14 protein-coding genes are annotated in these 26,809 nt (G+C 44.8%); 3 read left to right on the top strand and 11 right to left on the bottom strand.

Annotated elements, in window-relative coordinates:
* Positions 1-333: 333 nt before the first annotated feature.
* Positions 334-3,705 carry a TonB-dependent receptor gene (locus GKS34_RS13930; RefSeq protein WP_163385449.1) on the bottom strand — a complete coding sequence of 1,124 codons (3,372 nt, stop codon included), beginning with the start codon at positions 3,703-3,705 and terminating at the stop codon, positions 334-336.
* A 412-nt stretch (positions 3,706-4,117) separates the two neighbouring features.
* Here GKS34_RS13930 and GKS34_RS13925 point away from each other — a divergent pair, with 412 nt between their 5' ends.
* Positions 4,118-4,810, top strand: coding sequence for a lysoplasmalogenase (locus GKS34_RS13925; protein WP_163385448.1), 693 nt, complete (start codon positions 4,118-4,120; stop codon positions 4,808-4,810).
* Positions 4,811-4,836: 26 nt separating this feature from the next.
* Here the strand turns inward: GKS34_RS13925 and aspS are convergent, their stop codons facing one another.
* Positions 4,837-6,594, bottom strand: a complete 1,758-nt coding sequence (gene aspS / locus GKS34_RS13920) for an aspartate--tRNA ligase (protein WP_163385447.1) — start codon at positions 6,592-6,594, stop codon at positions 4,837-4,839.
* Between the two features lie 234 nt (positions 6,595-6,828).
* Here aspS and GKS34_RS13915 point away from each other — a divergent pair, with 234 nt between their 5' ends.
* Positions 6,829-8,109, top strand: a complete 1,281-nt coding sequence (locus GKS34_RS13915; RefSeq protein WP_163385446.1) for a M23 family metallopeptidase — start codon at positions 6,829-6,831, stop codon at positions 8,107-8,109.
* A gap of 97 nt (positions 8,110-8,206) precedes the next feature.
* Positions 8,207-8,545: a hypothetical protein gene (locus tag GKS34_RS13910; RefSeq protein ID WP_163385445.1), complete on the top strand. Its 339-nt coding sequence runs from the start codon at positions 8,207-8,209 to the stop codon at positions 8,543-8,545.
* Positions 8,546-8,914: 369 nt separating this feature from the next.
* Here GKS34_RS13910 and GKS34_RS13905 read toward each other — a convergent pair whose 3' ends face one another.
* The 9 genes from GKS34_RS13905 to GKS34_RS13865 all read right to left on the bottom strand — a co-directional run bounded on the left by GKS34_RS13905 (position 8,915) and on the right by GKS34_RS13865 (position 25,256).
* On the bottom strand, positions 8,915-10,480 hold the full coding sequence (locus tag GKS34_RS13905) for an amidase family protein (protein ID WP_240459303.1): 1,566 nt from the start codon (positions 10,478-10,480) through the stop codon (positions 8,915-8,917).
* Positions 10,481-10,490: 10 nt separating this feature from the next.
* The gene (locus GKS34_RS13900) at positions 10,491-12,245 is read right to left on the bottom strand and encodes an asparaginase domain-containing protein (RefSeq protein ID WP_205602075.1); all 1,755 of its coding nucleotides are present in this window, start codon (positions 12,243-12,245) and stop codon (positions 10,491-10,493) included.
* A gap of 14 nt (positions 12,246-12,259) precedes the next feature.
* A complete protein-coding gene (locus GKS34_RS13895; RefSeq protein WP_163385444.1) occupies positions 12,260-13,411 on the bottom strand; it encodes an acetamidase/formamidase family protein in 1,152 nt (383 codons plus the stop codon).
* Positions 13,412-13,822: 411 nt separating this feature from the next.
* Positions 13,823-15,403 (bottom strand): amidase, encoded by a 1,581-nt coding sequence (locus GKS34_RS13890; RefSeq protein WP_163385443.1) that lies wholly within the window; start codon positions 15,401-15,403, stop codon positions 13,823-13,825.
* 199 nt (positions 15,404-15,602) lie between these two features.
* The gene (locus GKS34_RS13885; RefSeq protein WP_163385442.1) at positions 15,603-17,117 is read right to left on the bottom strand and encodes an amidase; all 1,515 of its coding nucleotides are present in this window, start codon (positions 17,115-17,117) and stop codon (positions 15,603-15,605) included.
* Between the two features lie 130 nt (positions 17,118-17,247).
* Positions 17,248-18,840, bottom strand: coding sequence for an amidase (locus GKS34_RS13880; protein ID WP_163385441.1), 1,593 nt, complete (start codon positions 18,838-18,840; stop codon positions 17,248-17,250).
* A 42-nt stretch (positions 18,841-18,882) separates the two neighbouring features.
* Positions 18,883-20,427 (bottom strand): amidase, encoded by a 1,545-nt coding sequence (locus tag GKS34_RS13875; RefSeq protein WP_163385440.1) that lies wholly within the window; start codon positions 20,425-20,427, stop codon positions 18,883-18,885.
* 31 nt (positions 20,428-20,458) lie between these two features.
* Positions 20,459-21,937: a SusD/RagB family nutrient-binding outer membrane lipoprotein gene (locus tag GKS34_RS13870; RefSeq protein WP_163385439.1), complete on the bottom strand. Its 1,479-nt coding sequence runs from the start codon at positions 21,935-21,937 to the stop codon at positions 20,459-20,461.
* Between the two features lie 82 nt (positions 21,938-22,019).
* A complete protein-coding gene (locus GKS34_RS13865) occupies positions 22,020-25,256 on the bottom strand; it encodes a SusC/RagA family TonB-linked outer membrane protein (protein ID WP_163385438.1) in 3,237 nt (1,078 codons plus the stop codon).
* Between the last annotated feature and the right edge of the window lie 1,553 nt (positions 25,257-26,809).

The following is a 26,809-nucleotide window of genomic DNA, read 5'->3' as shown; positions in this document are numbered from 1 at the left end:
TGGTTTTTTTAATGAGGAAAAGTAATAAAATATAAAAGGTGAAACCAAGCCATTAATGGCTAAATTTCCGAACCATTTTTAAAACCACTTTCATTTTAGCCCTACTTTTTCAAATCTACCTATTTTTCATAGGATTACAATTGTTTTTTAACGACCATAACCTTTCCCGCACCGAAGGTCGGGGTGGAATCTTTCATGCTTTAAAATCATCCCTCTGCATGTCGCTTGCGTCTCGCTCGATTTCGTGTGAAGACTCAAAAATTCACCCCCGCAAAATAAAAAAGCCACCTGAGATCAGGTTGGCTTTTTTAGTTTGTAAGCTTGTTCTTCAAATTAGAAGATATACCTTAACCCAACCTGCATACTCCAGGTAGTGCTGGTATTGGTAATGTTTCTGAACGGAGTGGTTGGAAGTACCGTTTCTCCATTTTGCGCCACCGTGTTCATTCTAAATGTAGAAGGACCATTTTGTTCTACGCTAACTGGTACCAATAGATTTTGAGCATTGTTAAGCCCTTGGGCAATTCCCCAGTCGGAATTCAGCAGGTTTCCAACATTCAGTACATCCAAACTGATTTGAAGGGTGTTTTTTCTGCTTCCGATATCGGTAAATACGTCCTGAAGGATCCGAACATCCATCCTGCTTAACCAGGGGATCAGATTAGCATTTCTTTCCGCATACTGGCCTCTTCTGGAACTAAGGTGGGAATCGTTATCTATATAGGCATTAAAGGCAGCCAATTGCTCGGCGGCAGTAAACTGAACGACTCCATTGTTATCCTCTATATCGGCAAAGTTTATTTCGCTGTCGTTTGCAGGAACGTAAAGCAAGTCTGAATTGATACCGTCGTTATTGACGTCATTCAAGTAGCGGTAACTAAACCTACCCTGATTCGAGCCAGTATAAAACAGTGACACGGTCGTGGAAGCATGGTTCAGGTAATTGAATTGATAGGACAAGCTACCTACTACACGGTGAGGCACTGCAAAAAACGACGGGTACAGCAATTGCTGATTTGGATTGTTGATATTTGGTCCTGCAAAAGCAGAATTGGCTGAAGATCCGGGATTACTTGAAACTTCGTCTGCATAGGTATAAGTATATGCCAGAGATCCAAAAAACCCTTGTCCAGCATTGATATTTGCGCTAAAGGTAGCGTTGAAAATATTCCCCTTTTCTTCGGTATTAGATAGAATAAATACATTATTAGCTCCTACAGCTGGATTGTAAGCTGGAGCTCCGCTTGGATAAAATTCACGATTGTCATTTCCATTGTTTATAAATTCGGTAGCTTCCGCCCGGTTGGCAAGAAACTGATAAACCGCATTTACATCCCGGGTATACATCAGATCCGTAGTCAGAGTGATTGGTAAGGATGGCATCTCGTAATCCAATCCAAGACTGGTTCTCCAAACACTTGGCATTTTGAATTCGTCATCTACCAAAGCGATGGTTCCAGGCACGCCTCCTTCAGGGCCAGTCAAAAATACGTCTTCAGCTCCTGCAGGTGGGTTGTTTGGCCAATAATACTGTTCAGGATTAAAGGTTATGCCATCAATCCATCCTTCCACCTGATCGTAACCGTTAGGTTCTACGTTGTTTTGGTATCCTCCCGCTCCAGAGGGCATGTTGGTAAACCAAACAAATGGGATATTTCCATAGAAAATTCCAGTACCTCCACGAAGCTTGAGTACTCCATCACCGGTTACGTCGTAATTGAAACCTACCCTTGGACTTAAGTTTAGCCTGGATTTTGGCCATTCACCAGAGGTATAATTCTTTGAACCTCCGCTGATAGAACGAAACTCCAACGCATCGATTTCTTCATTCGTAGTCAATTCATTCAAAAACAAGGGTACTTCCCCACGTACGCCAATGGTCAAATCTAACTTTTGATTTACATTGATCTTGTCCTGCAGATAAAGGCCCGCTGTTCCCAAAGTCACTCCTCCATAGGTATCGGCTCCTTCGTATGGGTATGTGATTCCAAACATGATTGGTGAAACTTCATTCGGAGTACCTGTGGTAAGAAAGTCATCAACTGACGCGTAACGGTAATAGGAAGCTCCGATCCTTAAGAACTGGTTTCCAAAATTTTGAGATTCAAAGGCAGCCCCTGCAGTGATTTCATGTTTCCCTTCTATGTAGCTCAGGTTGTTAACAAAGTTAAAATTGTTATTGATCACGTCGTTGCCATAGGTAAACGGATCATATCCTGCCGTCATGTAGTTGCTTCCCCCATCAGGCAAACCTGTAGTAGGACTGGTACCTACTCCCGACCAAATGTCTATCGTTGGAAATACCCTGCTGCTGAAAGAAGAGCGGGTAGTTTGGATTTTGGAATAAGATCCGATGAATTGGTTCGAAAGTTTGGGAGTAAAATAACTGCTCAATTCGATAGCGTAAGAGTCGACGATATCATCAAACCCATATTGTGTGGACTCAAAAGCGATGGACTGATCACTAACCCTGTCGGTGCCTGACCTGGGTCTGGGACCGGATGAGCCATTTACCAGAGAGGATCTGGATCCACGAACGTTACTAAACCTGGCAGATAACTTGTGTTTATCATTAATGTTCCAATCCAACCTCGCAAATAAGGAAAGGCTCTCATCTCCGGCATCGTTGGCATAGCCCTCGTACCTTCCCGGATCATATCCCCATTGATTTATCAAGTGGTTGCGGACGGCTATCAGGTCGGATTCCCTGGTACGGGCGATGTTTTGATCCGGAATAGCTACCCCATCTTGGGAAGGCTTCCACAAATTGATCGCATTAGGGTTGGTTCCTTCGTTTTTGGTCTGCTCGGCATTGACAAAAAAGAAAAGTTTATTTTCGATGATGGGGCCTCCGAGTCTAAACCCTAGAATACGGGTTGATGCCTGGTCTTGCTCATCCAATTCCAGGTTTCCAACCTGTCTTCCGTTAAAGTCTTGATTTCTGAAAAATCCGAAAGCCGAACCTTCAAATGTGTTGGTTCCACTTCGGGTGATGGCATTTACGCCGGCACCGGTAAACCCACTCTGCCTCACGTCAAAGGGGGCAATATTTACAGTAATTTCTTCGATAGCGTCCAGAGAGATTGGTTGAGACCTCCCTCCGGGAAGCAATCCGTCACTTAACCCGAACCCGTTATTGAAGTTGGCACCATCAATCTGGACGTTGTTGTACCGACCATCTCTTCCGGCAAAACTATTCCCATTGGCTTGTGGAGTGAGTCGGGTAAAGTCAGTTAAGCTTCTTTGGATTGTCGGCAGGGAATTGACCTGCTCGTTACTAATATTGGTGGCGGCACCTGTGCGGGAAGATCCAAAATCACTTGACCTTGAGGCCGTAACCACAATTTCCGATAGATCCGCACTTTCATCCATAAGAACTACATTAAGGGAGTATGGTTCTCCTAATTTCAGAATTAAATCCGTGTAGGATTGAGATCTGAAACCGATAAAACTGATTTGAACAGAATACGGACCTCCGGTACGAAGATTTGGTAGGGTAAACCGACCTTCCATATTTGTCACAGTGCCATATCTTGTGCCGGACGGTTCGTGTATGGCGACCACATTTGCACCGGGGAGTGTTTCCCCATCACCGTCTGTAACGATCCCTTGCAGGTAACTCGTCGTAACCTGCCCCATCACACTACCCATCGCAAATACGAAGAATAGGATGACCAAAAGACTTTTTTGTAATTTTTGCCTCATGTTTTTAATAGTTGGTAGAAGTAAATAATTCCTTAGTAGTTTTTTGTTCAGGTTACTTGGGCTTTTACAAAGGTAAGTGCAATTAAAGCGGAATGGTTTTACGAATTGTTAAGTTTTCCGTTCTGCTAACAAAAGTAGTTAACATATCCCTAACTTCGGAATTACGAAGGAAGTTTTTTCAAGCCCGCTAAAAATGGTAATTTCGGAGGTTAAAAACTGAAATCTGAAAAATCACCTAACAAAAGTTCTGATTTCGAAAAGAAATCTGGTCTATTAGGAAAGCCCCGTCGAAGTGAGCAAAACGACTCAAGTGTTATTTTTCGCAGGCTCGGAATTGATAGTATGGATTGAAATTTCCCAATGAAAGTCTTTATCTTGAACTCTTCAAATTAAGCTAACTAAAATAAAAAGCATGTATAAAAAAGGAATTGTCTGGCTCTATCTTTTTTTATTTGTAGCCTTGACGGACATGGCGTTGATTGTCAACTTTGAAAGCCAGTACCGTATTTATAGTAAACCCCTTATCATTGCTTCATTGCTAGGTTATTTCCTTCAATCCACCGCACTCATTAAAGGGAGTTTGTTACGAAAAAGTGTTTCTGCCGCGTTATTTTTTTCATTGGCTGGCGATGTGTTACTCCTCTTTCCGAACCTGTTTCTCTACGGTCTCGGTGCTTTCTTCATGACCCATATATGCTATATCATTGCTTTCAAGCTTACCCAGAACCATATCTTTAACCCACTTAAAGTGAATTTTATCAAAATGTTCCTGTACAATCTACCGGTTTACATTTTGGCAGCCTTTGTTTATTTTTTGATCCATAAGCAGTTGAATGAGTTAGAAATACCCCTAGTCTTGTATTTGCTAGTCTTGGTCATGATGTTAACTATGGCCCGGGAACGGTTTGGAAGAACCAATGCTGCCAGCTTTTGGCAATTGTTTCTGGGTGCTTTTCTATTTTTTATTTCTGATGGCTTTCTGGCACTGGACAGGTTTTTTCACCCCATTCCAGATGGCGAAGTCATAATCATGGGTACCTATATATTAGCGCAGCTTTTAATCATCATGGGTATCAGAAGCCACCTGATATACCCACGTTTATGAAATCCGAGGTAAGGTTTCGATATTGCCTAGTCTTTTTTCCGCTGGATAGCCAATGAAAGTTCTGTTAACTGGTCACCAGATATACTGCTGGGAGAATTGATCATCACATCTCTTCCCGCATTATTTTTAGGGAATGCAATGTAGTCTCTGATCGAATCACTACCTCCAAAAATGGCGCAAAGCCTGTCAAAACCAAAGGCGATTCCCCCATGAGGTGGCGCACCGTATTCAAATGCTTCCATCAAAAAGCCAAACTGTGACTGGGCTTCTTCTTCTGTAAACCCTAAATGGCTAAACATGAGCTGTTGGGTTTCCCTGTCGTGAATACGAATAGAACCACCCCCTATTTCTACGCCATTAATCACTAAATCATAGGCGTTGGCGCGGACTTTGCCCGGATCCGTTTCTAACAAGGGGATGTCTTCCGTTTTGGGAGAAGTAAAAGGGTGGTGCATGGCGTGGAATCGGGCCGTTTCTTCATCCCATTCCAATAAAGGAAAATCCAACACCCATAAGGCTTTGTAAACTGATTTATCCCTTAATCCCAAATCATCACCCATTTTAAGGCGTAGTTCTGATAGCTGCTTTCGCGTAGCATCAAGCTCTCCCGACAAAACCAATAAAAGATCTCCGGCCGCAGCTCCTGCCTTTTCAGCCCAGCTTTTCAGGTCTTCCTGGCTATAAAACTTATCCACAGAAGATTTAAAAGTACCGTCTGCATTGCATTTTACGTAGACCAGGCCTTTAGCCCCTATTTGAGGCCTTTTAACCCAATTGGTGAGTTCGTCCAGTTGTTTTCGGGTATAATCGGCCGCTCCTTTGGCACATATGCCTACTACCAGTTCAGCTGAATCGAATACATTAAACCCTTTATCTTGGGCCTGTTCGTTTAATTCGACGAAAGTCATTCCAAATCTCAAATCCGGCTTGTCGTTCCCATACAGCCTCATGGCATCATCATAGGTCATGCGCTGCACCTCCTCAAGTTCCAGCCCTTTGACTGCACGAAAAAGATGCCGAATCATCCCCTCAAACAGTTCCAGAATATCCTCCTGTTCGACAAAAGACATTTCACAGTCTATTTGGGTAAATTCCGGTTGCCGGTCCGCACGGAGGTCTTCATCTCTGAAACACTTTACAATCTGAAAATAACGGTCAAAACCGCTGACCATTAAAAGTTGTTTAAAGGTCTGCGGCGACTGTGGCAGCGCATAAAATTCCCCTGCGTGAATCCGGCTTGGGACCACAAAATCCCTGGCTCCTTCCGGAGTGGATTTTATCAGCACCGGCGTTTCCACTTCCATGAAATTGGCCAGGTCCATGTATTTTCGGGTTTCCTGCATCATTCGGTGCCTCAGGTGCAGTTTTTCCCGGATACTATTTCTTCTCAAGTCCAGATACCGGTACTTCATCCTCAGGTCTTCGCCTCCATCCGTATCATCTTCAATGATAAAAGGAGGTACCTTTGCCTTATTCAATACCTGCAAGTCACTTACTTTTATCTCGATCTCTCCTGTTGGGATTTTATTGTTTTTTGCAGTACGCTCAATGACTTTTCCATGTGCCTGTACGACAAATTCCCTTCCCAGAGAACCTGCACGCTTCAGCAAAGCTGCATCCGCTTCCCCTTCTTCAAATATCAATTGGGTTATTCCATACCTGTCCCTCAAATCCACCCAAATAAGACCCCCTTTATTTCTCACCCGCTGTACCCAGCCAGCAAGGGTTACTTTTTTATTCAAATCCTCCAACCTCAACTCCCCACAAGTATGTGTTCTAAGCATAAATAATTCCGTTTATTTGCAATTAATCGCCAAAGATAAACATTCGATGGAGAGATTGCTATTTTAGGTCAAAGATAAAGCAATAGAAGGGAGATTTAGCCCGTTTGATGAAACAATTGGTACCTTGGAAATAAGTGAAAAAACGTATATTTAAAAAGAAATAGGCAATTGGATTGAAATTTATCAAGGAAATTGACTTATTTTGTGTAAACTTTATTATTTAAACTTGATTTTATGAAAAAATTTTGGACATACGGCGGAATCCTATTGATTATAGGGATGGGCTATTGGGTAAGTCAGAAAAAAGAAGTTCCTGCTTCGGACATAGAAACAGAAGAAAAAGTGATGGTGGAGGAAATAGTACCGATAGAGGAAAATCTTCTATATGGTATTAATGTGGATGAACTTGACATTATTGAAGGGATTGTTAAACGCAACCAGACTCTATCTACCATTTTAGCTCCTTTTAATGTTCCTTATCAGATAATAGACGAAATAGCCAAAAAATCAGCGGAAATTTTTGACGTCAAAAAAATCGCCTTTAATAAAAAATACACGGTGCTAACTCCAAAGGATTCGCTCCAGGCGCAATTTTTCATTTACGAACCCAATCCCACAGAATTTGTGGTATTCAAACTGGATCGGCCAGAAATATACCTGGAGAGTAAACCGATGGAAATTGTCAATCGGGAAATTGGAGGCACTATCAATTCATCTCTTTATGTTAACATGACCCAACTGGGGCTTACTCCTGATCTCATTGACCAGTTCGCTGATTTGTATGGCTGGGTAGTGGATTTCCAACGCCTGCAAAAAGGCGATAAATTTAAAGTGGTTTTTAAAGAACAATTGGTAGAAAGCCAGACGGTAGGCATTGAGGACATAGAGGCAGCCTATTTTGAGCACATGGGACAGGGATATCATGCCATTCCCTTTGAGCAAAATGGAATCGTTTCATATTTTGATCAGGAAGGGAATAGCCTCAAAAAAGCTTTTCTCAGGGATCCACTTCGATTCACGCGGATCAGCTCCCGGTACAGTCTTAGCCGTTTCCATCCGGTTCAAAAACGTTACAAAGCCCATCTGGGGACCGATTATGCCGCACCTAGAGGTACTGAAATCCGTACCGTGGGAGACGGCACTGTCCTGGAAGCCGGGTATAGCCGCGGCAATGGAAACTATGTCAAGATAAAGCACAATGGCACCTATTCTACGCAATACCTCCACATGACTAAGATTGGAAAAGGGATCCGAAAAGGCGCCCGTGTGAAGCAAGGCCAGGTCATCGGATACGTAGGCAGCACGGGACTTGCCACCGGCCCCCATCTTTGTTTCCGGTTCTGGAAACACGGTAAACAAGTGGATTGGCTTCGGGAAGACATCCCACCTGCTGAACCCATTGCGGATGAAAACCTGCAGGCTTTCGAACTGGTGAAATTGGAAAAAATAGCAAAACTATCCGCTATCCCTTATACCGAAAAAACAGAATTACTTACAAGTAGCTTCTCTAAATGAGGCGGTTCATTATAGGATAGCCCAAAGGATCAGAAGTGAAGTATCCTTCGATCTGAACTACGAAGGTTTTGGCGTTCATAGCGCATCCACCATTCAATTGTTTCTTAACAGGGGTTCCAATCAGGTTTCCCTGGGCAGCTTTACCGATTTTCCTTCCTCCATCTCCATGACACGAGCAGAGGCGTATGCCTATTTCGGAGAAACGCCAGCTTCCATAGCAGAAGCTGGGTTGACAAGGGACGAGTTGCGAATGACCTATGAAATAACCACCACAGAAGGGCTGGTCTTTTCCCCGTATGGTCAGAATTTTAACTACAACCCGTCTCTGGATGGCCGGTTTACCGGCAGGTATGCCCAGTTTTATGCAAACCTTCCCCGATTCGGCACCCTGGTATTGGAGGTACGGGCCCCAAACCCTCAGAATCCCAACGAATAGAAAACGTTGGAATTAAATCAATTACTAAAAAGGAGCCATTGAGCTCCTTTTTTACTTTTGATTCGACCTATCCCAAGCCTCTTGCTAGGACCGAAATAAAATAGGCAGGAGGAGCTAATACTTTTTGAATTGTAGTGCTTATAATTGAATGGCGAGCCAACTCTACTCTTTTTCCTATTTGTACAACTACGTGGTGTCTCATTCAATCCGTACTTCCAACAGGAAATTATTATAAGGTCTTGCTGGCCTCTATAAGATGATTTTCAGAAGTAAGTGTAAGCAACTAAGAAAAAATCCAGCCCGGATCGATCTCCTTGCTGGTTTCTTATTCTTACGGTATACATAGATTATGGCAGGTATCTGTCATAGTCAAAAAACCTCTCCAAACCCATCTGGTGCCCTACGATGCTTGGTTAACTGTTCGTAGCCATATGATATGCTAAATAACAGGCCTTCACTAAACGGTCTCCCAAGTAGCTGAAATCCCGCTGGGTATTTACCATATGAATACCCCATAGGTACCGCTATGGCAGGAAAACCAGTAGGCGGCGAAAGTTTACCACTGGTATCACCTCTTGGTCCATTGAGATCACCAATCAATCTGGGAGGGTAGGTAAATGACGGATAAATTAGTGCATCCAGGTTTAAGCTATCCATTACCTCCAAAATACGATCCCGTAATACCTGCCTAAGTGCCATGTTTTTCCCCCAATCCGGATGGTCTTCCGGAACATCTACTTCGCTCTGCGCATCGATTAGCCTTTTTTCCAAATAGGGATGGTATTCGTCCGAGTCAATAATATCCTGTAAGGATTTATAATCAGAACTATCCCCCAGGCTGGCAAGGTATGCGTTGTAGTCTCTTTTTAGTTGACGGATTCGGGTACCAGATTCATTTAGGGAATCCAAATCATTGATTTTCACACTATCGAGCAAAATAGCACCACCCTTCTTAAAATCCTCCAGCGCATCAATCATCAGCGAGTAAACACTGCTATCGGATTCCGTTTCAGGAAAAAGTTGGTGAAGAACTCCTATCCTCTTACCTTCAAGGGCATCCGCTTGAAGGAATGGCAGGTAGGACGCTTCTTTATTTTCAATACTCGCCTTAGTAACACTATCTGCTTCATCGTATCCGGCTATGACATCGAAAACCCTCACGGCGTCTTCTACTGTCCTTGCCATGGGGCCGCCTATATCATTGGTAAGCGCCAACGGCACGATACCATCTCTGCTGGTTAACCCCATGGTGGACCGAATACCAACCAATGCCTGATGCGAAGACGGCCCTCTAATGGAACTTCCTGTATCGGTACCCATACCCACAACCGCCAGGCTAGCTGCGATAGCCGCCCCCGTACCTCCACTGGATCCGGCGGTTGTTCTTCGGGTATCGTAGGGGTTGCGACTGTATCCGGGCAATACCGAACTCACCGAAAAAGAGCCGCTGGAAGCAAATTCAGCCAAATTAGATTTGGCAATTACGATGGCACCAGCTTCCCGCAGTTTTTTGACCTGAAAAGCGTCATTAGGCGGATACGACTCTTTTAAGGCAAGGGTACCGTTACTGGTCGGCAGCCCAAAATAGTCAAAGTTGTCTTTGATTATTATTGGAATGCCGTGCAGGGGCCCCACCATGCCGCTTACGGCGTAAACACTATCCAGGTATTTGGCAGTACTTATTGCCTCTGGATTGGTTATGATTATTGAATTGATCGACGGCCCCTGTTTATCATAGGCTTCAATTCGCTTCAGGTATCCTTCAACCAAATATTGAGCAGAGACATCGCCGCTTTCCATGGCTGCATGGATGTCAGCTATTGTTGCCTCGACGAGCGGAAAATCAGATGAGCTTTCCTGAGGTGAGGCGCACCCAACCCAGATTAACACCAGGCCAATCAAAGAATATTGCATAATTTTTCTTGTAATGAGCATGCTTATGGGATTAATGAGTGTGAAAAACTTCCTGATACAATTTGATCTTTTCCTTGATTGCCGCTATTTCGCTTTCGGTAGGATTTGATGGATCCTTTGCCGGAGGATAGGTTCCAAACCGGAGTATGCAGGCCATTAGCAACACCCTGCCTTTGGTGGAAGTGGTATTATGGCCTTCGATGAATAAATTATCGGGATTGGTATTCATAAATCCATCGGCATTCCCTCTTGCTGCCTTGAGAACCGGGTATCCATGAAGGGCTGCCAGTTCAAGTGCTGCATCCATTGGAGATATCATGGAACCATAGGGTGCCATTCCCTCTCCCACAAAGCCAGCCAGGGGATACTTTTTTAGATTGTCATTGATTCTGGCCAGAATATCTATTTCACTGGAAGGATCATCGCTGCCATCGTCTTCCGTTTTCCATCGCGCACTTTTGAAGATTGTAACCATCGGCATGGACTCTGGAACCAGGTTACCATCGGCATCTTTTACTACAACCTCCGCATTCGAAATCGATCCTGCATCCGAAACGGCTATTCCGGGAACAGTTTTCGGAATTTTAGTGAAGTTCACTTCCGAAAGGTGGGTATGTTTCCTTAAGGGCAAAAAAGTCAATTTGGGACCATAGCCCATGGAGCCAATAATACCCCCATAACCTCCTGTGGTCACATATCCTCCCGGCCTTGCATCTCCCTTTTGCACTTCACGCGAAGAAAATATTATTTGATCCTGGATCATCACTGAACCAACCCGGGACACCCCTTTTTCATCTGCCCAGACTCCGGAAGTAATGTAATTTATACCGTCGATAATGTTTTGATCACCATCGGCACTCACAAGTCCACGCATTCGCTGCGCAGCATTGAATACAAGAGGGGCTTCCGAATCGATAAGTAAACCCATCCAATAGGAAGTGTTTTCGATACTTGGGCTTCCTTCAAGCCAGATAGAGCCATCGTATTCACCAGAGGCCATCACCTCCTGTACCATGTTCGTAGCTTTAGCCAACTGCATGCGGTTTTGGGAGGCGCCGTATGGGCCATAAGTGAAAAAGTCCTTGCCCAACGTTTCAGGCGGAATATCCCCTTCACCGGTATCTGTTCGCTCCTCAGCCGGCAAACCTTTGGTATACCCTCCTGCCGGCGCAGGTCTGTAGAAGTCATAGTCAGCTTCCCCATAGATATTCCCGCCATTCCGTTCGATCTCCTCGAAAATCCTGGAGGCATTGGGGTAGAATGTCTGTCTGGACTCAGAAAACGGCGCTCCGGGGTAGGCAGCCGTGGCATCCCAGGGTTCGCCGTTGGCCTGAACCGCCATGTACGGCAAGGGGTATAGGCCGTCTTCAGGCTTTAATTCAACTATTAACACCGGTTTGTCGGAAGGAGATCTCCTGGTTTTCCGGAATTTCCCGTTTTCGTCAACGTAGCCGTCAGGCGACCCATACAATTCTTTGACGTCACTTTCCAGGGGGTGAGCGGTGAACATCTCGACATACACTGTCACAGGGGCAGCTATCTTTTGATAGTATAACCGATCAAAGGGCATCGCTTCCCCCTCGTCGTTGGTCAATAACGGCAGTTCGTTTTCCGCTCTCGCTTTGTTGCTGGTGATCAACGGATGACTATTTTGAATCGTTGCCGTAGGGCCGGAAAAAATGGCGACCCGGGGCTTTTCCTGAGCATTGCCGTCCCTATAGGAAAATACAAAAAGAAGGACTAAAACTAATTTAACATTAATTGGAAATTGGTTGGTGGTCTTCATATAGAAAGTGGGGTTTAAGAGGAGTACCAATAATCAAATTTTTTGTTTGTGAAGATGGATTTCGGAATCATACCATGCACTCCCTCGGTGCGATCAACAACTTGTGTGACTTCAAAATCAACAGCTGTGCTGGATATAGACATGGCTTCCTCATAGGTGAAGCCGAGCTTTTCGTGAATGAAGACTACCGATTGCTGTAGTGCTTGCTTCATTGCTTCATCCAAATCAGGGTTGAGACCAAAAACAATAAAATGATCCGGCGTTTCGGCCACAGGCATCTGGATGGTCTTTTTGTGAATGATGAACTCGGCTACGAGTATCATTGACGTTTCTATTGCTGTGCCACTCACCTCCCCGTTGCCTTGTGCGCCATGAGCGTCTCCCGTTGTGAACAGGCCGCCTTCTACAGACACCGGCAAGGTAAGGGAAGTGCCTTTGATCAGATGCTTTAAATCCAGGTTACCCCCAAAAAAATCAGGTGGAATGGAACTTACCCGTCCCGTTTCAGGTGGTGGTGAAAGTGCCATTACCCCCATGAACGGCTTCAATGGTATATCTACCCCGGGAAGCAATTCCGCGCTGGTTCTTTTTTTATTGTATTTATACACATAGCTTTCCTGGTTTTTAATTTCCAGCGGAACATCATCCCTGCTGCCCGGCCTTACGTGATTTACGCCATAATCGCTTCTTAATCGGACATCATGGATACGGATTTCTATACTATCACCGGGCATTGCGCCCTCTATAAACACCGGGCCTGTAAGCATATGTCCTCTAATTCCTGAAGGCTCGGGGGGGACATTATTAATGATGTCGATAAGCTCTTTAGCGTGATCGTCTAAAGGCAGGTTATTTTTACTAAAAAAGGATTCCGGGTCGTCCCTTGAAACTCCAGAGGTACTGATCGAATGAATCTCTACTATTTCTCCTTCTTTTACCGAGATTTTGGACGGAACATCAGCACCAAAATATCCCCAAACCATGTTTTCCGGAAAAGAGCGAAGCACCTTATCCGGCTTTATCTTCTTAAAGGTGTCCGTTACAATATTGACAGGTGTATTGACAGGGTCATTGCCGAGTACCATGCCTGGTAATCCGGTGAGCGCAAGGGCACTCCCCATGAGCGACTTTTCTAAAAATCCTCTTCTTGATTTATTATTTTCCATGTTGTTCTTACTTTTCGTTAAATGATTATTCGGATAAATGAAACTGACAATCTACCTTATTCTAATGTTTGAGTAGTTGTTTACAAACCCGCCTCAAGGCTTCGCCGGATACCATTCGCTTTTGTTGAAATTGAACCAAATCATGCAATACCTCGCTTGGAATACGAAAGAGATCATTCATAAGCAACCTTTCGGCACCATTTCTCTTGCACTATAGAGATGCAGTACTTCCGGTTTCAAATACCAGGTTTTTTCACACCAAACGCAATTGCCGGAGAAGGATCCGAAATACGATCAGGACCATTTTTTCCTGTTGTTGGTACAATATTGTCTACCTGAATTTTTGAAGAATCCCTCGGAGATTCCATTTCGTTTTGGTCGTAAAGGAGGAATGGGGGAACCGGATTGGTATCAAATCATAGGCTTTCTCCAACCTCCTGATCTGCTTTCCAGGTATTGTGCCACTGCCAATGAAACATCTTCTCTCCAGGGGTGTGCCACGCACTGCACGCCAACAGGCAATGCCCCGTCGGTATCTCCCCTCACTACGGTGACTGGCCAGCCCGTTGTATTGTAAGGCCCGCAATAACTGGCACCTGGTTTTCTGGTTGTCCACTCACTTCCGATACCCTGATCGATTTCTTCAGCAGGAGTAGCTGTGGTGGGGCAAAGGATGACATCGTATTTTTGAAACCACTGAAGCATTCTGGTTCTGTTCTTATCTTGGAGCGTCAAAAGCTCAGAATAGCGATCTGCTGAGATGGGAATGCCATTGTCAAGTCTATTTTGAATGGATTCGCTAAGGGTATTGCTTCCATGTAAGTCCCCGGCTCTTTTCAAAAATGCCCAGGCATCTCCCGAGACCAACTCTCTTCTGATCTCACCGAGCTCGGTAAAAATATCCAAAGGCATGTCTTCGGTTATTTCAGCACCTGCTTCTTCCATCCACCTGGCGGCTTGTCGAATGGTGTTTTGGGTCACTTCGGCAGTATCTGCTATTAAATTGGAAGGATAGTAGGCTACTTTGAGCTTTTTGATATCTATTAGGGCTGGATCAGGCCAGGGCATGGGTACTACTGCTGCGTCTCGCCCGTCTGGACCACTCATAAGTGGGGTAAGCAACATTAAGTCTTCTACTCGTCTGGCCATAGGCCCCGGTTGTTGCCAGGAATCAAATACCCCACCATAGTCCACTATGTGCCCGGTTCGCGGACATCTGACCGAAGTAGGCTTAATGCCTGCTATGCCATTAGTACTCGATGGCAATCGTACACTACCTCCCCAGTCGGTACCGATATCGAATCCAGCGCCACCTGCTGCGATTATTGATCCGGCGCCTCCGCTACTTCCGGAAGTTCCTCTTGTCAGATCATACGGATTTTTGCTAAGGCCATAAATGATATTACCAGTGGTTCTTACGCCTCTCATGCCACCACCAGCTAAGGTAAATTCCGGCGTATTCGTTTTACCCATGAGAATGGCTCCGTTGTTTCTCATTCTGGCGAGCACCGTAGCATCTTTCTTGCCAACGTAATCAATCCTGCCAAGGGTACCCCCTGTACTAATAACTCCCTCAGCTTCAAAAGAATCTTTGAGTGTCATGGGCACTCCGTGCAAGGGTCCCATAATTTGCTTTTTCTTTAACGCTGCATCTGCAGCTTTTGCTTCATCCATCGCCCTGTCAAAACACTGCATTACTACAGCGTTTAGATGGTAATTGACGTCTTCAATCCGATCGATATAGGCTTGAGTCAGTTCGACTGATGAAACTTTTTTGGCTCTTATCATCTCCGACAGCTTAACCACGGACATGAATATTAAGTCATCTGTCTTGTCTTTTGATACCAGGTATTGGGGATTGGATTTAAAACTGGCGCCCGATAAATTCGTGGTGCTTAGCGTCAGTGCCGCAGCACCTCCTGCGCCAACTAATGACAAAAATTTTCTTCTTGACTGACTAGTTTCGGCTTGTGTTGGTATATTCTTTTTCATTTCTCTGATGGTTTTAACTCTTTATTTGATCTTATTCTGGTCTGGAAAAATTGCGTCTGGTTGTAGAAAAATTAGCGAATAGAATAGGTATAAACCTCAAGCATTCCTTTCCAACTTGCTGGCTACAATCATTATCCACCATGATATCTGTTTTGGCTACCGGATACCGTTAATTTCCAAAGCAGGAAAATCAGCAGCTTTATATATTTTCAGGTTTTGAATACCCTCCGAATTTCTCCTCCAAATGCGCTGCTACTGCCAGGACTTTGTCTTCCGTCCAGGGCTTGCCCACGATTTGGATTCCAAGAGGCAGCCCTTCGTTGGATGTTCCCGCGCGAACGACTGCTGCAGGCCATCCCGTAGCATTGTACTCGGAGGTATACCAATGTCCCGGAAATCTCTCGGCATCCACCTTCATTGCCGCCGTAGAAGTAACCGGACACAGCATGATATCGTAATCATCCATAAACTGAAGCATTTTACTTTTCAAAGCATCTATCTCTTCGACCAATCTGGTATACTGATCTGCAGAGACAACATCACCTGAAATATTGAGATTGGGTGAAATTACTTTGGTTCCGCACGCCTTAATCAATCGCTTGAGGTGGGCTTTACCATCTGCACTGTTCAGTTCGCTACGTTTTTCAGATAATTCGTTAAGTACAGGAGGGCGCGCTTCGGCTACGTTACTTACCGATGGCTTAAGTTCGTTGGCACAATCAACTACCATCTGCTTAATTTCAGGAATTGGGTCGGCCACATCATTGGTAGTGTAGTATGCTATTCTCAGTTTTGAAAGATCCACATCAGCAGGATCGTTGAGCGGAACCGGACTGATACTCGCATCCAAATGATCCGGACCCGAAAGTATAGATAACAACAAATACAAGTCTTCAACTCTTCTGGCCATTGGCCCTGGTTGCTGATAGGACCCGTATCGATCTCCATATCCTGGCAAATGGCCGGTTTGAGGTATCCTGCCACTTGTAGGTTTGATACTTGCCAGGCCACAAACGTGTGCAGGAGCACGTACACTGCCGCCAGAATCAGTCCCAATGTCAAAAAAAGAACCGCCAGCTGCTAAAATAGCTGCCGCTCCTCCGCTGCTTCCGGAAGGGTGCCGGGTAAGGTCGTAAGGATTAAGGGTCTGACCATATATCAGATTAAAAGTAAGAGAGGACATGGTAAATTCCGGTGTGTTGGTTTTTCCGAGCAAAATGGCTCCCTCATCCCTTAGTCTTTTGACTACGGTGGCGTCGGTACCGGGCATGTAATTTTTGCGGCCCATGGTGCCCGCCGTCGAAATAATACCAGCTGTTTCAAAAGAATCTTTGATCGTCATGGGCACGCCGTGAAGCAGGCCCAGTGATTTGCCAGACCTTACTGCTTCATCCGCCGCTTTGGCTTCTACCAAAGCCCGTTCCCTCGCTATCTGAACAACGGCATTGATTTTAGGGTTTACCGCATCAATTCTATCCAGGCACATCTCCACCAGCTCCTGGCTGGTTATTTCTTTGTTTCGAATCATCTCTGCCACTTTAGTAGCGGACATGTATAAAAGTTCCTCTGTCTCATCAGTAGAAGGGAAATGTCTACCGGGAGGGACGACGCCCTCCGGAAGCAGCTGACCATAGACCGGTAGCACCGAACCGAGTGATCCGATTCCAAGTGTAGTGATAAATTTCCGTCGATTGTTGGTGGTTTGTTTTTTCATCTGGTTTTGGTTATTGAAGACTGGTAAAGGTGGGATTGGAAATTCAACTGTCCCGCCTGTTACTTCTCCGTTAATATGTAGGTGTGTTTTCTATTCTTAAAGGGCAAATTAATTGGCCAATTAGAATGCCCTAAATGGATGGTTCTTTCCAACCTCCGGATTTTGATTCGAGGTAACTGGCTACTGCAAGGGCTACGTCCTCTCGCCAGGGTTGTGCAACTACCTGCACACCAATGGGCAAACCACCGCTGCTCTGTCCGCACCTGACTACCGCACCTGGCCAGCCACAGGTATTGAACGGCTTGGTGTAACTCTCCCCAGGATTGTCCATGTAGCTGGATTCCTCATTATAGCTACCGTTGATGTCACCTGCTGGTGAACTGGTGGTTGGGCAAATAATCACATCGTATTGGGAAAACCATTGGAGCATTTTGCTTCTGTTGGCATCTTGCATTTCCAAAAGTTTGGTGTATTCCGCAGTGGAAATCACAGACCCCTGATTCTCAAGTCGTTCTCTCAGAGACGCTCCATACGTATTGGAGCCTGCACGCTCAGTTGCTCGTTTGAGCCATTGCCAACCGTCTCCAATAATCAATTCACGCCTTATCGTTCCCAACTCCACCAAAAGGTCTCTTGGACAATCCTCGGTCACTTCCTGAGCTACCTCATCCATCCACTTTGCAGCCTTTCTTACTGTTTCAATGGTAGCTGAGTCTGTGGCGGCTATTCCGTTTTCGGGAAAAAATGCCACTTTTAACTTGCCGATATCTACTTTCCTGTAATCCGGCCAGGGCATCGGGACCACTGCAGCATCCTTAAAATCAGGACCGGCCATGATAGGGGTAAGCAAGTCCAGGTCTTTTACAAATCTCGCCATCGGTCCGGGTTGCTGCCAGGAATCAAAAAGCCCACCGTAATCGACGATATGACCAGTACGCGGCAACCTTACTGAAGTTGGCTTTAAACCTGCAATACCGTTGGTAGAGGATGGACCCCGTACGCTACCTCCCCAATCAGTTCCCACGTCGAAAGCAGACCCACCTGCGGCTACAATGGCTCCTGCTCCTCCACTACTACCGGACGTCGTTTTATCAAGATCATAGGGATTTTTGCTGATTCCATAAATGATGTTATTGGTCGAGTTAACTCCCAAGACTCCCCCTATGAGGGTAAACTCCGGCGTATTGGTCTTGCCTAACATGAGCCCACCAGCCTTTCGCAGCCGGGCAACTACTGTCGCATCCTCCTCCGGTACAAAATTCATTTTGCCAATAGTCCCTCCGGTACTTACCACACCTTCTGTCATAAACGAGTCTTTAATGGTCAGGGGTACCCCATGAAGCTTCCCCCGCGCGCTTCCCTTTGCAATGGACTTATCCGCATTTTTGGCTTCTTCAATAGCCCGATCGAAGCATTCCATAACTACCGCATTCAGCTGGTAGTTGACATCTTCAATTCGGTCGATATACGTCTGTACCACTTCTGAAGCAGAAACTTCCTTTTTGCGAATCATTTCTGCTATTGCCGTTACGGATTTATAATGCAATTCAGTGGGTTCGGCGGTTTTACCAAATTCTCTGATAAACAACCGCTTGTCAGCACCTATGGCAATAGTCGGCAAGCAGGCAGTGGCTACTGCTCCGGCGGACAGTTTGGTCATAAAAGACCTTCTGGAACTCCCCTTAATCGTATTTTTTGATACCTTATTCTTCAGGTTTTTCATTTATAATCTTTTTTTTAGAAATAAATGGCTATGGATGAAAAATCACATTGGCGGAGCTTGCCAACCTCCCAATTGCTTTTCTAAATATTCAGCAACTGCCAGCACTTTGTGATCCTGGAAAGGCTGCCCCACTATCTGAACACCTATGGGCAGACCGTCTTTGCTGGTACCAGCTCTTACCACTGCTGCGGGCCAACCCGTGAGGTTAAAAATGCCCATATATCCATATTCATCAGCAGTCCCGGAGGATTTTTCGAACACATCGGGATTGGGGGCTGCACCATCGAAATGTACCGGGCAAAGGACAATGTCATAATTTTGCATCCACTGTAACAACCTACTCCGGCAAGCGTCCAGCTTTTCTACCAATTCAGTAAATTCTCCTGATGAAATGGCCGTGGAGGGGTCTGATAGTCTAAGGAGCGGATGCGTTTGCGTAGTACCGTATTTTTCAGTCAGCCTACTTACCCACGCCCGTCCATCAGCGCTGAAAAGCTCATAACGGACCTCCTCTGCTTCTTTGATTTCTTCAATGGGGGCATCTTCCTTGAGTTGTATCCCCGCTGATTTTAATGACGCAACGGCTTTCGCAATGGCATCCACGGTTTCGTCAGCACAATCCTTGGTGCTTCCATGGTCGATAAACCAAGCGTATTCTAAATTTTTTATTTCAATGGAATCCGGATCTATCCAAGGTACAGGGTGTATGGCTGCATCAATCTGATCCGGTCCAATAATGATGGGAAGAATAAGCTTCAAATCTTCGACATACCTGGCCAGCGGGCCAAGCACCTGATAGGCATCGAATAGCCCCCCATAGTCTACGATATGCCCGGTACGGGGGACCAAACCGGTTGTAGGTTTGATACCGGCAATTCCATTGAAATGGGCAGGCCCCCTGATACTACCGCCAAAATCCGACCCAATGTCGAAAGGTGAACCTCCCGCCGCCACGATGGCTCCTGCCCCTCCGCTGCTTCCCCCGGGACTGTACCCCTCTTTGTACGGATTACTTGTCATACCGTAAATCAAGTTGGCCGTCGTTCCTGACAAGGTAAATTCGGGCGTATTGGTTTTACCCATAAGGATGGCTCCACTGGCACGGAGTCGGGCGACTATTGTAGCGTCTTCTGCAGGAATGTAATCCTTTCTACCAAGTGTGCCTCCTGTGCTTAACACTCCGGCTGTCTCCAGGGAATCTTTTATGGTCATCGGCACCCCATGTAATGGTCCCATTACCTTTCCCCTTGTGAGTAGCTCATCTGCTTTTTTAGCTTCCTCAAGTGCTCTCTCTTTGCAGGTCAAAACGACTGCATTGATCTGGGGATTTACTTCTTCGATTCGATTGAACAGGATATTAACCAGTTCGACAGAAGAAATTTCTTTTTCCCGAACCATTTGAGCCATCTGCACTACAGAGGCAAACTTAAGGTCGTCTGTAAAGTGATTGGTTTTATAAAAGGGAGCTGATTTCAGATTATATGTTGAGGTATTTACGGGAGGCTCCAACCCAAGTCCCCCGCTACCAAACAACATAAAAGATGAACTTATGAAATCTCTCCTGCTATTTTTCTTTTTTAAAGTCATATCAACTATTTGTTTTGGTTCAAACGATCTATTAATTATCCCACCACACCCTGGTCAGGAGATCGTCTGTTCCTTGTCTGGCCACAGCGGCCTCATAGTTGGATTTGTTCAAATTGATTTCACTTGGCGGATAACCCCTTCTTCTAGGTATTCCATCGATAACAGCGTCTTTGGCAATTTCGAGCTCTGGTACCTGAAGCCTGCGCCATTCACACCAGGACTGCACCCCCTGCATGTAGAACGCAATCCACTTTTGGTTTCCAATCGATTTTATCGGGTCGGAAGTGTCATAGGCTACATTATCCTGAGCCAGATAGCTGGCAATGGCTGCGGGATCAGTAATCCCCCATTGATCCATGGAAGCAGTGATGGCTGTATTGTAATAATCAGAAGCATTGCCTGATATCCAGCCCCTCTCAGCCGCTTCTGCCAAAATAAAGCCTACCTCGGCATAAGACATAATGGTGAAGATTGAATTGGGCTGTAAAATATTCTGAGCATCAGGCCAAGAGACAGCAAAGTCGCTGATCGCACTCCCGGAAGCTACATCCAGCCCCACAGGCTGACCTATGTATCCCCCTCCTAAATCCTGGTTAAACGCAACGTCAGCATATTTTTCCAGACGTGGGTCATTTAGAGATTTAAGCATGTCTACCATAGTGCTACCTACACCATAGTTGGGAACGCTCAATTCGAATCTAAAAAACCAGGGATTGTTATTCGGCTGGGATTCCAAAAATTGGTAAAAAGCGTTGTCTTCCGTTGATGTCATCGGGCCTGCCGCAACCGCCTCTGAAAGAGAATTTGCAGCAACTCCCGGTGCCACCTTTGACAAACGCAGGGCTACACGCATTTTGAGGCTATTCGCAAATTTAAACCACTTATCCATGTCCCCGTCATAAATAATATCTCCCGATATATCTCCATCGGAGGTAGTGATCATCTCCGCAGCCTCGGTGAGTTCCTTCAGCAAATCCATGTAAATAAATTCTTGCGTATCATAAATCGGCAAGGGAAAATCATTTCCCTGCAAGGTTTCTGTGTAGGGAATGTCTCCCCACACATCCGTAATGTTCTGGAAAGCCCAGGCTTTAAGGATTCTGGCCACGGCTATCTGGTTGTTATTCGGACCGGAGAGGGCTGCATTGGTCATCGTTTCCACATTGGAATTGAGTGCGATGATCTCTTGTAAATCCCTCAAACCCCTAGTGTAAAAGGTAGAGAAGTCTTCCTCTACCGTAGCGTAGGTGTCAGTGGTACCGCCTCTTAAACTAGCCATTTGCTGCACGTAAACCATGGCCGGTAAACCCACTCCATCGAGCTGGTCATGATTCCCAAATATGTCTGCCACTAACTCCCTTTGAGCACCCGTCAGCAGACTTGAAGTCGGTACTGCTACGGGCTGATTGGGGTCGGTATTCAATTCTTCAAAGCCTTCTGTGCAAGCCGACAGATAAAGTAAAAAGCCCGCCACCAGCACGATCAAATTTCTATTTAGTATATTTTTCATTTCGATAATTCTTAGATGTTAAACCATAGTTGTACACGGAGATTGTTAAACCATTCCCCAGATACTGCATAGCACATGTTTTTTATAGCTTGATGTTGATATTGAAGCCAATCACTCTCGGAGCAGGGAGCGATGCACCCTCCAGTCCTTGCACATTGCTGGAACCATAAGCTATTTCTGAGGGATCAATATGCGGAACATTGCTGTGCAGCAATGCCACATTTCTTGAAAAAACAGAAAGCCGGACCGCTCTTACAAACATATTGCTCAGCATTCCCGCAGGTATGCTGTACCCCAATCGGATTTCCCGAAGTTTCACGTAAGAAGCGTCGTACACATTCAAACCGTCAAGGCTGTATTGTTGCTTTAAAAAGTTCTGAGCTTCCAGATAAACGGTATTTGGTTCTCCATTTTCAAAAACGGCATCTGCCCGGATTCCTCCTCCTTCCGAAACGGGATTCCGCATAGGAACTCCCCTATCGTTATCTCCCACAGACTCGATAAATTGTCCATTTGCGATGCCATTCTGAACTGTTTCTGACCAAAAACTACCTCCAGACTGGAAGTCGATGAGCGCGCTAAGGCTAATTCCGCGGTAGGTAAAGGTGTTGGAAAAACCACCCGTAAGGTCCGGCATGATGTTCCCCACGACCTCTCCGGGGTTTCTCAGGTAGAATCCATTGCTTCCAACGATCGGCTTTCCGGTTTCTTCATGGTAGATCACGTTTGGAGTGATGATTGTTCCATAGGGTTGCCCTACTGTAGCATTGACCGAGTTTGTACCGTCCCTGCCGCCTAATTCGAAATTATCCTGCCCTTCCGCAAGCTCCAGAACCATATTCCGATTTCGGGCGAGGTTGAGGTTCACATCCCAGGAAAAACCACTTCGGTCAACCGGGGTACCTTTTAACATTACTTCTATTCCTTTATTTTCCATTTCCCCTGCATTTACAATCAGGGATTGGAATCCGGTTGTCGAGGAAACAGGAAGGGCCAGAATTTGATTGAAGGTGTTCACTTTATACACGGTAAAGTCCAATCCAATTCTGTTTTCTAAAAATCGCAAATCGAGGCCGGCCTCAATATTCGAAACTATCTCCGGTTTCAGATTACTGTTTTTCAACACGTCATCCACCGTAAATACGGAGGTATTGCCGTAGGGGTCACCGTTTGCATAGGTGTTGATCAAACGGTATGGATCCGTATCATTGCCGACCTGAGCCCAGCCGACCCTCATTTTACCAAATGAAAAGAAATCTGCCCCGGTCATCAGATTGGAGAAAACGAAACTACTGGAAACCGCCGGGTACAAATATGAGTTATTATCGACCGGCAGGGTGGAAGACCAATCATTTCGCAGCGAAGCTTCGAAAAAGAGGTAATCCCTATAGCCGATATTACCGCTAGCATAGACACTTTGAACTTCCCGCTCAGATGTAAAATCCTTTATTTCAGGCCGTTGGAGAGAAGCCACCAAATTGTAGAAATTTGGAACGCTCAAACCTCCCTGCGTTCGGGTATAGTTATTTTTAAAGGTATTTTTCCGAATATTACCACCGAAGGTAACGCCTAGACTAAAGTCGTCCCCCAGGTCTGAATTGTATTGCCCAAGCAATTCCAGGTTATCTTCCCTAAAGTTATACAAGTCTTTCTCGTACGCATTTTGGAGATACCCCCCGATTGAGGCCCGATCCTCTCTGATATCGGTGTAGAAATCGGTTCTGGCATATAGTGTAAGGGATAGTTCAGGAAGTATCTGATAGGAAATATTTATGTTTCCAAATACCCTGTCCTTCAAATCGTTGTTGTAGCTTTCATAGAGAGTGAAGTAAGGATTGTTATTGTAACTCTGCTCCAAATGACGCCCCAGACCCTGCGTATTCCAGGTCATGTGGTAGTACCTGTCCGATTTGTAGTTTCTCATTCTGGCCGGATCTATTTGACGCTGCGTCCAGGCGTACCAATAAGTCAATACATTCACCGGTCTTTCAGGTGACCAATCTCCTGTGGCAGGTCTTCCGACAGCCTCAGTTCGGATATAGTTGATTTTGGCGCCAGCAGAAAATTTATCGGAAAGTTTCGTGGTCGCACTCACAGCAATGGTATTTCTGTTAAGCGAACTGTTGGGCATGGTACCGGTCTGGTCCAGATTGGTGTAAGAGAGCCTGAACGAACTCTTATCGTCTCCGCCGCTGATGGAAACGTTGTTGGAAAGCGTTACCCCGGTTTCAAAAAAATCTTTGATGTTATTGGGAGTGGCTACCCAGGGGCGCACCTCACCATAATTGGGCTCTCCCGGATACATGCTGTCCCAGTGTCTTACCAACGTACCATCAAATCTAGGACCCCAGCTATTGTTGGCATTCGTATTTACTACTTTATACGTCATACCATCCAATGGATCGACCGCTTCATCAAATGTAAGCGCAAATCCGCCGCCGTATTCATTTTGCATGTCCGGCAATAAAAACACATTGCTAAACATGGTGGACGAGTTAATGCTAACACCCAATCCACGGGTATTTTCGCCACTTTTGGTTGTGATCAGAATAACACCATTGGAAGCTCTGGACCCATATAGAGCTGAGGCACTCGGTCCCTTCAACACCGAAATAGACGCTACATCATCGGGATTAATGTCCTGTGCCGCATTTCCATAGTCTCTTCCTCCATTACCTGAAACCTGATCGGATGAATTGTAGTTTGAATTGTCGATCGGTGTTCCATCTACGACAAAAAGCGGTTGATTATTACCGGAAATCGAATTGATTCCACGTATCGTGATACGGGAGGAACCTCCGATATTACCAGAGGAATTCGAGATTTGAACGCCTGCAATTTTTCCGGTTAGAGAGTTGACTATATTTGTCTCTTTAGCCTCGTCCAGTCCCCTGGTATCTACTTGCTGCACCGTGTATCCCAAAGCCCGTTCGTCTCGCTTTACGCCGAGTGCCGTTACGACTACTTCTGATAGGGATGTTTCCTCTGGTGCCAAAGAAACCGAAATCGTACTTTGGTTTCCTACGTTCACTTCTTTTTTGTTGTATCCGATAAAGGAAATTTCCAATACCTCTTCTGATTCGGCCAACTGCAGGCTAAATTCACCGTTAATGTCCGTTGCGGCACCTTTTGTGGTACCTTTTACGAGAACACTGGCTCCGGGAATCGATTCTTGATTTTCGTCAACTACCTTTCCAGTCACAGTAATTTCCTGCGCCTGTAGCGAATTAATGGCGAGGCATCCGAGTAGGACGACCAACCCAATAAATGGTTTCATACCACCGGACCAACGGCCCGATGCGAGAGTAAAATTTTTCATGATGTTGTTAGTGGTTAAGTGTTACTGATATGCATTCCGGACAAATCCGAAAGCCAATAGCAGTGTAATGGTTGCTGTTACCAGATTATTTTGGGCGAGATTATTCGGGGCTAAAGCGGGGGGGCGAAATCCAAAGCAATAACTAATCATTACTTAGGATTCAGTTTGTAGGTAGAATTATGTCAGCTGCTAACATCTTCTTTTTCAAAGATATGCGAGGAAGAGGAAACAAAAAAATAATCAGTATTTTATTTTGTTGAACTATAAAATAAAAATATTATTTATTGAATCATTTATTTTATTGTTGTTATTTTTATATTGCTATTATTTTTATATCATTATTATTTTTTTATATTTTTTATATTTTTTTTTATATTATTTAAAAATTTTAAATAAACGGTATTTTTTTTCTTTATAGATCTATTTTTACCTTGTTTTTTTATTTTTTACAGGTTCTAATAAATTTTTGGGTATGTTTTAAACTCATTTTTGTTTAACCTACATTGTTTTTATGTTTATTAGTTCTTATTAAAACCTAGGATCTCTTTTTTATTACTATAAATTACTTTTAAAGTGTGTTCCATTTTTTATTTTATAAATAGTAATAATGACAAACTTATAGTTGCTTGTTAATCGAACAAGTGTTAATTTTATTAAAAATTTTACTTTTTCTAAGTATTACTATAATTATTTATTAAACCTGTAAATTATTACCCCTTCGATTCAAAAAAACCTCGTTTAGGCTGCCTAAGAGAAAGGCAGAGACCATTTGGCAAATTTCACTCCAGGTAACCGATGAATAAAACGGAAGATTTCGTTTTCTGATTTCCGATGGAGACAATCAAAATTCTAACCGGATTCCAGCACCTAAAATAAGTCACAGTGCTTCGGAAACACTATTCTGGATTCCTATATTCCAAACCCGCGGGGTACCACCTTTGATTGGGACTATTGGTGGCTCCGGGCGTATTAAAAACCGTTTGAGTATTCGTTGATTTGGCTCCTACCAGGCCACAGTAAATGGCAATTTCACGATCATTATTTCGATTACAAAAGGACACCGCATTGTGATTGGTATTATAAGGTCCGTTGCTACTTACGGGTTTGGGGTAAGTATAAATGAATGCCTGGCTGTTGGAAAAATACAGCCATCTAAATCGGGTAATACAGGTTGCGCGAAAATGAAAAAGAATTGGTGAATTACATATGGTCACTATACTGGAAGGGCAAGGGCGTCCAATTTACCGCGGTAAAAAAAAGAAATACCAGTGGGCGGAAATGAATGCCTCATTAGCCCAAAAAAAGGCAGTGAATAACCACGCGCAAATCAATTTTGCCGGTAACTCTTTCTTGCGGAGATTAAGATTCTTTGTTCAATACCGGTTATAACCCGACCATTGCCTTACCAATTGCTTGCCCACCTTACCCCTAAGAGAAAAGTCCGGTTCATTCCAGAATCCATTTACCAAAGCTACTGAACTTACATTTAGGCGAACTGTTCGTAAAATAGGAAGCATAATTTCCGACTTGTGTCGAAAAAAGACCTTCAGCCC

Origin of the sequence: Cyclobacterium jeungdonense (assembly GCF_010994275.1) — a bacterium.
GTDB classification, from domain to species: Bacteria; Bacteroidota; Bacteroidia; order Cytophagales; family Cyclobacteriaceae; genus Cyclobacterium; species Cyclobacterium jeungdonense.
The sequence above is the reverse complement of the archived record's forward strand: the minus strand, read 5'-3'. Positions and strand labels throughout refer to the sequence as shown.

Bases quoted from the DNA above. Each gene is read 5' to 3' on its own strand.
- GKS34_RS13880 (WP_163385441.1), bottom strand. From the start codon at position 18,840: ATGAAAAACCTGAAGAATAAGGTATCAAAAAATACGATTAAGGGGAGT.
- GKS34_RS13885 (WP_163385442.1), bottom strand. From the start codon at position 17,117: ATGAAAAAACAAACCACCAACAATCGACGGAAATTTATCACTACACTT.
- GKS34_RS13900 (WP_205602075.1), bottom strand. From the start codon at position 12,245: ATGAAGACCACCAACCAATTTCCAATTAATGTTAAATTAGTTTTAGTC.
- aspS (WP_163385447.1), bottom strand. From the start codon at position 6,594: ATGCTTAGAACACATACTTGTGGGGAGTTGAGGTTGGAGGATTTGAAT.
- GKS34_RS13890 (WP_163385443.1), bottom strand. From the start codon at position 15,403: ATGAAAAAGAATATACCAACACAAGCCGAAACTAGTCAGTCAAGAAGA.
- GKS34_RS13895 (WP_163385444.1), bottom strand. From the start codon at position 13,411: ATGGAAAATAATAAATCAAGAAGAGGATTTTTAGAAAAGTCGCTCATG.
- GKS34_RS13930 (WP_163385449.1), bottom strand. From the start codon at position 3,705: ATGAGGCAAAAATTACAAAAAAGTCTTTTGGTCATCCTATTCTTCGTA.
- GKS34_RS13875 (WP_163385440.1), bottom strand. From the start codon at position 20,427: ATGACTTTAAAAAAGAAAAATAGCAGGAGAGATTTCATAAGTTCATCT.
- GKS34_RS13865 (WP_163385438.1), bottom strand. From the start codon at position 25,256: ATGAAAAATTTTACTCTCGCATCGGGCCGTTGGTCCGGTGGTATGAAA.
- GKS34_RS13870 (WP_163385439.1), bottom strand. From the start codon at position 21,937: ATGAAAAATATACTAAATAGAAATTTGATCGTGCTGGTGGCGGGCTTT.
- GKS34_RS13925 (WP_163385448.1), top strand. From the start codon at position 4,118: ATGTATAAAAAAGGAATTGTCTGGCTCTATCTTTTTTTATTTGTAGCC.
- GKS34_RS13905 (WP_240459303.1), bottom strand. From the start codon at position 10,480: ATGCTCATTACAAGAAAAATTATGCAATATTCTTTGATTGGCCTGGTG.
- GKS34_RS13915 (WP_163385446.1), top strand. From the start codon at position 6,829: ATGAAAAAATTTTGGACATACGGCGGAATCCTATTGATTATAGGGATG.